Annotated in this window: 8 protein-coding genes and 1 pseudogene; 5 read left to right on the top strand and 4 right to left on the bottom strand. The window is 48.0% G+C overall.

Annotation, left to right across the window (positions count from 1 at the left end; genetic code table 11):
* Positions 1–1,535: calcium-binding protein (locus NG795_RS23205; RefSeq protein ID WP_367291004.1), on the bottom strand; the 1,535-nt coding region annotated here is incomplete at its 3' end.
* 343 nt (positions 1,536–1,878) lie between these two features.
* Here NG795_RS23205 and NG795_RS23200 point away from each other — a divergent pair.
* Entirely contained in the window at positions 1,879–2,115 is a 237-nt protein-coding gene (locus NG795_RS23200) for a hypothetical protein (RefSeq protein WP_367291003.1), read from the top strand.
* 208 nt (positions 2,116–2,323) lie between these two features.
* Here the strand turns inward: NG795_RS23200 and NG795_RS23195 are convergent.
* Both NG795_RS23195 and NG795_RS23190 read right to left on the bottom strand, forming a co-directional pair.
* A pseudogene (locus tag NG795_RS23195) lies at positions 2,324–2,572 on the bottom strand (winged helix-turn-helix domain-containing protein); the annotation flags it as partial.
* An 893-nt stretch (positions 2,573–3,465) separates the two neighbouring features.
* Positions 3,466–3,600, bottom strand: a complete 135-nt coding sequence (locus tag NG795_RS23190; protein ID WP_367291001.1) for a hypothetical protein — start codon at positions 3,598–3,600, stop codon at positions 3,466–3,468.
* 111 nt (positions 3,601–3,711) lie between these two features.
* On the opposite strand from NG795_RS23190, the gene NG795_RS23185 reads away from it, so the two are divergent.
* From NG795_RS23185 to NG795_RS23175, 3 genes are all read left to right on the top strand, one after another.
* Complete coding sequence (locus tag NG795_RS23185) at positions 3,712–4,737, top strand: sugar transferase (protein WP_367291000.1); 1,026 nt, start codon at positions 3,712–3,714, stop codon at positions 4,735–4,737.
* Between the two features lie 172 nt (positions 4,738–4,909).
* Positions 4,910–5,410: an ATP-binding protein gene (locus NG795_RS23180; protein ID WP_367290999.1), complete on the top strand. Its 501-nt coding sequence runs from the start codon at positions 4,910–4,912 to the stop codon at positions 5,408–5,410.
* A complete protein-coding gene (locus tag NG795_RS23175) occupies positions 5,410–7,818 on the top strand; it encodes a SpoIIE family protein phosphatase (RefSeq protein ID WP_367290998.1) in 2,409 nt (802 codons plus the stop codon). Before NG795_RS23180 ends, NG795_RS23175 begins: the two co-directional genes overlap by 1 nt.
* A gap of 152 nt (positions 7,819–7,970) precedes the next feature.
* Here the strand turns inward: NG795_RS23175 and NG795_RS23170 are convergent, their stop codons facing one another.
* A complete protein-coding gene (locus NG795_RS23170; RefSeq protein ID WP_367290997.1) occupies positions 7,971–8,300 on the bottom strand; it encodes an STAS domain-containing protein in 330 nt (109 codons plus the stop codon).
* A 344-nt stretch (positions 8,301–8,644) separates the two neighbouring features.
* Between NG795_RS23170 and NG795_RS23165 the strand changes: the two genes are divergently transcribed.
* Positions 8,645–9,319: a response regulator transcription factor gene (locus NG795_RS23165; protein ID WP_367290996.1), complete on the top strand. Its 675-nt coding sequence runs from the start codon at positions 8,645–8,647 to the stop codon at positions 9,317–9,319.
* The last annotated feature ends 403 nt before the right edge of the window (positions 9,320–9,722 follow it).

The raw sequence follows: 9,722 nt of genomic DNA, 5'->3' as shown, positions 1-9,722 counted from the left end.
TCCGTAAAGGTCTCCTCGGGAATTGCAAAGCTAAATGCTTCTCCGGCTGTAGCATTTTGGTCCGGTATAGGAATCGTCACCGTTGGCGGCTGATTGGAGTCCGGTTCCGGTGTGGGTTCCGGGTCCGGTGTGGGTTCCGGGTCCGGAGAAGGAATCACAGGGGCTTGTACTACGGAAGGCTGTGGCGCAAAGACAACTGTGGGCGGTTCCTCGGTGGGGGCCGGATTCTGGGGTATAGGCCCAAAGATAATCCCAGACGCTCCCGTGGCGATTTGGTCTTGGATTTCTTGGGGGAGTGGTTCCTCGTTCCCGGTCACTTCTGCGGGCACCTCTGGCGATCGCAAGTCTCCATCACCAAGGGTTGCCACCGGGGGAAGATCACCATCACAACCAATGTTAAGGACCACCTCCATTGTGAACCGATTCGGGGTCAGAGTCGTGGCGTCAGTGTTATGAACGATCGCCAAATATTCGCCGGTGGTCCGATCTTGGATGATCGCATGGGCCGCATATTCTCCTTCCCCTTGGAAAATATTGAGATTTTCTAAGGTTTGACCTTGGTCTAATCCAATCAGGTTATACCCATTCCCAAAATCAAGGATATGGTCAGCTTCCTCCAAAACTGGACTGCCAGTGGTCACTCCGATCGCAAAAATATCGGCACCGCCTCCCCCAACTAGGGTATCTGACCCTTTATCCCCATAAATCAGGTCATTACAGTCCGCGCCATAAATCAGGTCTTCCCCTTGACCCCCGCGCATGAGATTGGAACCACTGACGCCGATGAGGGTATCCTTCCCTTCATTGCCGTGGAGATGGTCATTACCATCCCCACCCACGATGAAATCATCACTCTCGGGGTCTCTGATGTCTAGGTTGCCGGTGCCGCCATAGATGGTGTCATCGCCTTTGTCCCCAAAGATGATGTCAGAACTGACATTGCCTATGACTAAATCGTTACCTTGACCCCCATAAATCACATCCATTTCGGTACCGCCGAAGATGGTGTCATCGCCGACATTCCCTTGCATCAAGTTCTGACCACTGACTCCAAAGAGCAAGTCATTCTTATCCAACAGGACTCGGACCGGATCCGCAGGGCCGCCATAGATTGTATCGTTGCCTAGGTCCCCAAACACTGTATCTCTAGCCAGGTCCCCATGTAACCAATCATCATCTTTGCCTCCGTGGATTAGGTCGTCATTTTTGCCGCCGTAAATCGTATCGTTTCCTTCATTGCCGTGGAGATAGTCATTTTCGGTGTTTCCAAAAACTAAGTCTTGGTCGAGTAAGGGTCCCACTGGCACCGGACTACCGAGACCGCCAAAGATGGTGTCGTTGTCTTCATTCCCTAAAAGGGTGTCATTGCCTTGGTCTCCATACAGCCAATCTTCACCGGAACCGGCCTCAACCAGGTCATCCCCTGGAACACCGCGCACGGTATCGTTTCCTTCATTGGCGATAATGTAATCGGCTTCCTCGGATCCTATAATAACTTCACCGAATTCTGGGCCAAAAATAATATTGGGGGTCATATTTTTATCTAAATTTTATTCAAGACAGTAGATTTTTTGAGCGCATTAAATCCTCCAAGAACAGGCCCTCAACCCTTGCAAATATTGAAAAAATTTCAAATTACAAAAAATATTTCTATCTTTGAGGGCATTTGAATTTTAATGATGCTTGTCAGGAATGCACTCTAAGGTTTTCATGTCTTATTTTGTACTTAATTAGAGAAAAATGTCGAGGATAAATCTTGATTTCTCTCTGGGGACATAAATATCTATAACCGGAGATAAAACTTAAGGAATACATTTGGAGAGGTTTCTGAGCCTATTAGAAATTCCTTCCGTCATTTGGAGTATTCCTATTGAACCAGTGGGGGATAAAACGCTGTATTTTTATGGGAAGATTGCTGCGAAATCTAGGGGTTATAGGGGCAGGTCACTGGGGAAAGAGGGAATTCCCGACCCAGCCAAATTATTGCGATCGCCCCTGAATTTCAACAGGATGCGCTACATTTGCGATCGCAATTCTGGCTATTTTTATAAAGGATTCACCGAACAGCCCAGCCCCCTGCCGGATGTAGCCACAGGAAAAAATCCCTCGGCCTAATTTTAAAAAAAGGGGTTTCAAGGCCGAACTTCCAATGAGGTAGAGGGAGTTGCGACCGGAAAGAAAAATTTCTAAGATGCCAGTAAAGTATTAGATAAAAGGGACAACAATCCGGTTTTTATCGCCCTTTCTGGGTGGCGAATGACTCCAGATTTTCTCCAAAAACCCGCTTTCTAACCCGACTGTACCCCCGGACTACATCTCGGGTTTACGCATACTCCCGCAAGACATCCCCCACACCGCGCACGGTTTGGACTAGACCCTTGGGATTGTGAACCTCTAGCTTGCTTTGTAAAGCGCAAATATAAACTTCAATCATATTGGACTCGCCTATAAAGTCATATCCCCAAAGCTGTTCTAAAATCGGGTCTCGGGTGAGGACTGGGCGGGGATGGCGCAGCAGGAACTCTAACAAATCAAATTCTTTGGCGGGGAGTTCAACTAAATGACTGCCGCGATCTGAACAGCATCAGAATAATCCGGATCAATCTGCCTCTACTAGGGTTCTGGATATAGCCCTGGCTCAAAATTAAATCCCTGGAGAAAATTAGCGGTTTGATTCCCCAATATGGGGAGTTTTTACGGATTTTAGGGCAATCCAAACATTAAAATATCCTTATCTAAAGCTTTCAGGGTTGGATCCCTTTTCAAATTGATTGAGGGTCGCTATATCTGGAAATTTTCATTTTTGGATTGCCCATACTATACCCAAGGCCCTAGGGCTTCGGGTATAGTATGGGGAATCCAAACCGGGGTGATTGAAACAATCTGTCGCAATTAGCAGCCAATCTGGGTGGTGAAACTCCGTTTCTTGTCCCTTAGATTGAATCGGGGACTGGCGTCCTCTGCTTGATATTTCAGCGTATTTATGCTATGTAACAACAAAGACAGTGTTCCATCCCCCGATTCGGAAAGGCGGAACTCAGGGTGATTCCCTTGAATTTCCGGTGCATCAAGGGGCAGTGCGGGTCCACAGTCAATGGGCCCCAATCCGTCGGTTTAATTTATTAATATGAACTGTAAAGTATTCCCTTGGCATCCAGTCCTGAAAAATGTCCGAGATTTTATCAAAAATATGGTAGAATTAATAGATTTTTCAAGGGAGGAAAATTTTTTAAGGATGAAGTGGCTCTATCCCGAGGTAAGGACTCAGCCATAAATTGATAAGATTAAATTCTGAGGAGAGCTGATTTGTGAAGATCCAGCGATCAAGAAGAAGAAAGGAGGGGGAATTGAGTGAATTTCCGGGGGAATTTTTCCGATGGAGTTGTTGGCGAATGGAGAGGATGAAGAGAGTTCCCCATCTATAGCTAGAGGTAAAAACCAGTGGAGGTATATCTAAAGACTGATTTAGCTGCGATCGCCTACCCAACATCCCCCAGATGTTGCTACTTTAAAAATAAAGATTAAGCTGCGATTGAGACTATCGTAGAGAATCCGATTAAATCCCGAGGGCAAAAAACAGTAAGGGTGGGAACTGAACATCCCAATTCTGGCATCTAGCCCCTAACTGGAACACCTAGGGATTTCCCAAACCAAAACATCTTGTCAAAAAATAAAAAATTGAGCTGATTGCAACGAAGGGTCATATTTTCTATGGTTAGCCAAACTCCTGAAGCAGATTTTCAAGTTTCATTGAGTAACGATCAAGCAGTGGTGCATCTACCCCCTCGCTTAAGCGTAATTGAGGCAGTATTTTTTAAACAAACCTGTCATGAACTCTGTGAAACGACCCCACCGCCGGAACATATTATTCTGGATTTTAGTAAAACCACGTTTATAGACAGTAGTGGAGTGGGTGCTTTGGTCCGAGTGCTCAAAACCACCCAAACCTCATCCATTGATTTAATTTTGCGAAATGTACAATCTCAAGTGATGTCAGTCCTGTCCCTAACTGCCTTAGATCAAGCGTTGACCTTTGAGGGCAATTCGGGATCGATGACGGGGACAACGGCGCAACTCGCCTCAAAAGGTAACTGGAAAGGGGACAAGAATGCAGAACTGCCCACAACCCATCCCTCGGTGCGTTCCTCGGTGAAGCGATTCATTGATATTGTAGGGGCATTGGTGGGGTTAGGAATTACGGGAATTGCGTTTATTCCCCTGGCGATCGCCATCAAGACCGATAGTCCGGGACCGATTTTCTTTAGTCAAATCCGGTGTGGTTGGATGGGAAAAAGATTTCGGATTTGGAAATTCCGCTCGATGTGCGAAAATGCAGAAGCAATCAAATCCAAAATCGAAAATCAAGTCGAAGGCCCGCTCTTCAAAAATGAAAAAGACTTTCGGGTGACCCGCATCGGTCAGTTTATGCGCCGAACGAGTTTAGACGAGTTGCCGCAGTTTTGGAACGTCCTGAAAGGAGAGATGAGTCTGGTGGGAACGAGACCTCCGCTACCGGATGAAGTTGATCGCTATGAAGTCCCTGAATGGCAACGTCTGGATGTTAAACCGGGGATGACGGGAGAATGGCAAGTGCATGGGCGATCGTCCATTCGCACCTTTGAGGATGTGATTCGCTTAGATCTGGAATACCAAAAAAAATGGAGCCTGCTTTATGATTTAAAGCTGATTTTAAAAACAATAGCGGTCGTATTTAACAAAAATAGTGGTGCTTACTAGGTCGTTAAAGGGAGCTGTAGGATAAAGAGAGAAGGGATCTTTTGACGTCTGGGCCTTCTACTTTCATACCGATCATTCTGGCCGCCGCCAGAACCGATACACCTTTGATCCCACTTTCATCCCTTGGGTATGGAAGCCAGCCCAGACGGAAACATTCTTCATCATATAGAAGATGGTGTTACAAAATTTCGGCAGCTGGTGGAAGGGACTCGCTTCCCAGCTAGGAAAACGACAGGCTAAAGAGGAGCGACCGCTGAAGCGATCGCGGCTGCAAGTTAAAACTGATCTCTATGCCTTAGCACAAGTGTTGCAATGGTTAGAAGATGAAATCTACTCCCTACTTCCCCGCGATCACTGGTGGCAGTATCAAACGGCCTTAGCAGAAGGTTTCACCAATGCAGTGCGTCATGCTCACCATGACTTGCCGCCTACAACGGAGATCGAAATTGAAGTCACCGTTTTTCCGAATTATGTGGAGATCAAAATCTGGGATTACGGCCCCCCCTTCGATTTAGAAGCCAAGCTCCAGTCCCGCTATGAAAACCCGAATGGCAATCCATTGGATGAAGGAGGCCGAGGCTTAATCTTCATGGATCAATTAACCAATGAACTGCTGTACACCCGAATCGGAGACAATCGCAACTGTCTGATCATGCGAAAAAATTTCCGTTGATGAGCAAACTCATTTCCCCCTCCCATCTGCTATTTTATTCACTCAAGACAGGCGTTCGGAACCTCCTACGAACTTTAGCCGCCGATCGCATTACCCCCATGATTGTACCCGGACCCGATGATGAACCTGAAAGACTCCCAGCCCTAAGCCGGTATGAAACCATTGATGCCGGGACTCAAACTGCTTTACAAGAACTCACCGCCCTGATTCCCGAGATTTTTCAGATGCCGATCGCGGTGATCACCCTGGGCATCCCCGGTAACTGTTCGGTAAAATCCCAGGTGGGGGCCACCCTGGATGAACTCGACATCGCCTGCGCCTGGTCTACTTATCCCCTAGAACAAAGAGGTTTGGTGGTTCTCAACCCCCTCACCCCACCTGGAAAATTACTCCCGGACAATAGCCTGGATGATCCCCCAGGCCCTCTCGGCTTTTATGCCGGTGTTCCCCTGATCGCTTCAGAGGGTTACCCCATCGGCACCTTATGTATCATGGATCGCGTACCGCAACACCTGAGCGCGACCCAAAAGCAAACCCTGCAAACCCTGGCAACTCAGGCGATCGCCACCCTAGAACGTCACCGGGTCCAACCCCCTGCACCGGCTCAACCCCACCTCCTCGATGTTCTCCACTACACTCATGACGCTATCCAAACCCTGCGTCTGAGTGACCAACGGCTGCTTTATGTCAACCCAGTTTGGCTCAAAACCCTCGGATATTCTCAAGAAGACATCTCTTCTATGTATTGGTGGGACATTCTCGACCCCGCCTCCTTTGAACCCGCCGCGACTATCCTAGAAAAACTCCGCGTCGGGGAATCCCTCACGGGAGTCAGTCTAATTTTACTCACCAAAACCGGCGATCGCGTCTGGGTGGAAGCCAACTTCTCCTCCTTATGGGAACGCCACCAACCGGACCATGCGATCGCCCTGTTCCGCAACGTCACCGCCGAACAACAAGCCCGCCTCAAATACGAGCAACTCTTTGAAAATACTGCCCTGGGACTCTTTCAACTCACCCTAGAGGGCCATTACTGCCAAATCAACTCCGCCCTCGCCAAAATGTATGGCTATGAGTCCCCCACCCAATTCCTCTCTCGGGTAGAACATCCCCGCCAACTTTACCTCCAACCCCATGAATGGGAAAAGTGCATACATCTACTAGAAACCCAGGGTCACCTCGTTCATGAGGTGGAAGTCCAACGCTTCGATGGCTCCACAATCTGGATTTCTGAAAATATCCGACCCTTAATCGATATTAAAGGTCGCACCATTGGCTATGAAGGGTTTGTCCAAGATGTCACCCCCAACAAGCAAGCTGAAGCTACCGTCCAACTCGCTAGGGATCAACTCCAAGCGGTCTTGGATGCCGTTCCCGGCACTGTTTCTCTAATTAGCGCCGATTTTCACTATTTAGGGGTTAATCGCCATTTAGCCGCCACTTACAACTTACCCCTGGCTCAATTTATCGGACGCGAAGTTGGATTTCGGCAATCGGTTTTCGGACAATTTGTCCGCGATTTCTTTGCCACCCAATCCCGGGAAGCCTCGATTGAAATTGATTCTGAGGTCAATGGGGCCTTTCGCAGCGATTTGGTGATTGCTAAGAAGTGGTTAGAGGACCAAGCAGCGGTGTTTGTGGGGATTGATATTACGGAACGCAAACGGGCGGAGGCGGCCCTGAAAGCGGAACTGGCGGAGGCGGCAGAATATGTGCGATCGCTCCTCCCCCTCCCCTTGAGCGAACCTGTCCCCATTGATTCTCGGTTTATTCCCTCTCAACAGTTAGGGGGAGATTGTTTTGATTATTATTGGCTCGATGATGATAATTTAGCCATTTATCTCCTGGATGTCTCCGGACATGGGTCTCGCGCGGCCCTACTGTCGGTTTCGGTTTTAAATTTATTGCGCGCTCGTTTTCTCCCCGGTACTGACTTCTATCAACCCTATCAGGTGCTGACGGCCCTCAATCATGCGATTAAGATGGAACGTCAACGGAATATGTATTTTACAATCTGGTATGGGGTCTATAATCAGGTGCAGCGCCAGCTTGTTTATTCCTGTGCGGGACATCCCCCGGCAATTTTGCTCTCCAAAGATGCTCAGGTACAAAAGCTGCGAACGGAAACCTCGGTGCCGATTGGAATGTTTCCCAATATTAAATATGAAAATGCTTCCTGCCAGATTGAGGCAGAGAGTTCGCTTTATATTTTTAGCGATGGGATTTATGAAATTAACGAACCCGAGGGCTCGATGTGGAGTCTCGATAACTTTATCGATTTACTCGCGGAATGTCGGCAAAGTAATTCGTTTAATCTGGACCAAGTGTTAGGCTTAGTGCGCCAAGTTTCTAAAGAAGATACGTTTCATGATGATGTCTCTTTGTTGCAGGTGAAGTTTGATTTTTAGCCGCTTACGGCTGGCAATCCCCATCCGCAAGGGAGCCACCTCCGGTCCCCTCTTGATTGAATCCGCTTGTTTGTAAAAAACTTGGAGACTCTCCTGAGGTTAGGAAGGAAGACCGAGGCGATCGCCTTGCTCGGATGGCTGGGGTGCTGAGCTTAATCCGGTTTAGAAAGGACGTGTTTTTCAAATTCCTCTCGGTTGGGAAAGACTTTCATGATTTTATCCAATCCCGCAAGTTCTAATAGCATTTTGACTTGGGTATTGATGGAACACAAAAATAGCTTCCCTCCCGCAGCTTGAACGGTTTTAATCGCTGCAACAATTGCTCCTAAACCGGAACTGTCCATGAAACTGACATCTTGAAAATCAATGAGTACAATTTCAGCTCCTTCCGCCAGATAACTGCTAATTTCTCGCTCAAATTGACCCACCTTAGTCCGATCTAAAAGGCCAACGGGTTGGACCACTTTAACCACTGGACTCATCCTTAATTAACCCCTACTTGATTTGACAGGTGCTATGGGCTAGACTTGATTTTTAAATCAAATGACTGGCCTAGAGACTATGATCTGGTGACATTGACATGATTTTTATCTTACCCTGGGTGGGTGTGATTCCAGGTTAGCTCATCCGGGTTTTCTGCTGAGGACCTGTTTATCCACTCCATTGAACCGATGAGAGGCCGTTCTAGGGTCTATAATAGTCTCGATTGTTCACTCTGGATTGAGGAAGAGGGAAGGGGTCATGCCGTGGGGCGATCGCCTTGAGGATACACAGACCCTCAAAACCCCCTAAAATTTAAAGTCTAAAATCCAATAGGCGATAATCCATGACGGCGAATATCCTTGTGGTTGAAGATGAAGTCAAGCTCGCTCAATTTATCGAACTAGAACTCAAATATGAAGGCTATCAGGCGATGGTGGTTCGGGATGGGGTCGCCGGATTGAGAGCGATCCCCGAGTTGAATCCGGATCTGGTCCTCCTGGATGCCCTGCTGCCCGGACTCTCAGGGTTAGAAGTCTGCCGTCGTTTGCGAACCCTGGGCAATATGGTCCCGGTGATTGTCTTGACGGCGCGGGATGAAGTGAGCGATCGCGCAGCAGGATTGGATGCAGGGGCCGATGATTACCTGGTGAAACCCTTTAGTTCCGAGGACTTGATTTCCCGCGTCAAGGCCCATCTGCGGAGTCCGATTGAAGTAGACCCGGATTTGTTACCCTTTGCTGACTTAAGCTTGAACCGACGCACCCGGGAAGTGCGCCGAGGCGATCGCACCATTGAACTGACGGCAAAAGAGTTTGACTTACTGGAATATCTAATTTCCCATCCCCGACAAGTGGTCAAGCGGGAGCAAATTCTGGAAAACGTCTGGGGTTACGATTTTATGGGGGATTCCAATATTATTGAGGTCTATATTCGTTACCTCCGTCTTAAGCTAGAAGCACAGGGGGAAAAACGACTCATTCAGACGGTGCGTGGGGTCGGTTACGTTCTGCGGGATTAAATCCCACTCGGGTTCACTACGCCAATGGGTGACGTCAAAATTAGGTGCAACCCTGAACGTTGCACTTTTTTTATGGGAAGTCTCAGGGGGTGGGATGGGAAGGTGCGATCGACCGTTCGTAGTGACTCCTTCACCGACTCCTCTTCAGATCACCCCTGAAGGAGTTACTACAAACCGTTCGTAGTGACTCCTTCACCGACTCCTCTTCAGATCACCCCTGAAGGGGGGACTACAAACGTTTGGATGATTTATGTTTTGCAACCCCCTTATGGTAAGTCTCAAAAAGTGGGAGGGCACTGCTGTCTCGTTTCCCAGCTCAAAACTCCGGTTCTCTCGTACTTAGTATGCTAAAATATTGCTAAATAATTACTTTAAAAACTTTTGTTTTTGCAAACTTTGGCCC

It is taken from the genome of Laspinema palackyanum D2c, assembly GCF_025370875.1.
Lineage (GTDB): Bacteria > Cyanobacteriota > Cyanobacteriia > Cyanobacteriales > Laspinemataceae > Laspinema > Laspinema palackyanum.
This window is presented reverse-complemented; position numbering and strand designations above follow the sequence as displayed.

Coding starts and splice junctions, on each gene's coding strand:
- NG795_RS23170 (WP_367290997.1), bottom strand. CDS start 8,300: ATGAGTCCAGTGGTTAAAGTGGTCCAACCCGTTGGCCTTTTAGATCGG.
- NG795_RS23175 (WP_367290998.1), top strand. CDS start 5,410: ATGAGCAAACTCATTTCCCCCTCCCATCTGCTATTTTATTCACTCAAG.
- NG795_RS23185 (WP_367291000.1), top strand. CDS start 3,712: ATGGTTAGCCAAACTCCTGAAGCAGATTTTCAAGTTTCATTGAGTAAC.
- NG795_RS23165 (WP_367290996.1), top strand. CDS start 8,645: ATGACGGCGAATATCCTTGTGGTTGAAGATGAAGTCAAGCTCGCTCAA.
- NG795_RS23190 (WP_367291001.1), bottom strand. CDS start 3,600: ATGTTCAGTTCCCACCCTTACTGTTTTTTGCCCTCGGGATTTAATCGG.
- NG795_RS23180 (WP_367290999.1), top strand. CDS start 4,910: ATGGTGTTACAAAATTTCGGCAGCTGGTGGAAGGGACTCGCTTCCCAG.